The organism is Roseateles sp. P5_B10, from assembly GCF_056400485.1.
This window is the reverse complement of the sequence record NZ_JBFULE010001690.1, coordinates 1-553: the sequence shown is the minus strand read 5'-3', so window position 1 is coordinate 553 and position 553 is coordinate 1. Positions and strand designations below refer to the sequence as shown.

Here is a 553-nt window from a genome sequence, read left to right as displayed (position 1 = left end):
TGCGGTGGCGCCGAGACGGCCGCATTCCTCAAAGGCCTCGACGGTCAGTTCGTGCGGCCTGGTCCATCTGGCGCGCCAACGCGTGGACGCCCCGATGTGTTGCCGACCGGGCGTAACTTCTTCGCGGTTGATGTCCGCGCTGTGCCGACGCCATCCGCATGGCGCATCGGGCAACTTGCGGCAGAACGGCTCGTCGAATCCTATTGGCAGGAGGCCGGCGAATGGCCGCGCGCGATCGCGCTGTCGGCCTGGGGCACGGCCAATATGCGCACTGGCGGTGACGATGTCGCGCAGGCGCTGGCGCTGATCGGCGCCCGGCCGTTGTGGGAGGAAACCTCCGGCCGTGTCACTGGCTTTGCGATCACGCCGCTGTCTGAGCTGAAACGCCCGCGCGTCGATGTGACCTTCCGTGTCTCCGGCCTGTTCCGCGATGCATTCCCGACCCAGATGGATATCATCGGCTCTGCCGTGAGTGCCGTGGCCGCACTCGATGAACCCGATGACGCCAATCCCATCGCGGCCAACGTCCGCGCGCGTGCCCGCACGCTCGAAG

At 67.5% G+C, this 553-nt stretch carries 1 protein-coding gene; it reads left to right on the top strand.

What is annotated here, in order from left to right:
• Window positions 1–553, top strand: a 553-nt coding sequence (locus tag AC1DU6_RS35360) for a cobaltochelatase subunit CobN (protein ID WP_477863251.1), incomplete at both ends; no start/stop codon positions are given.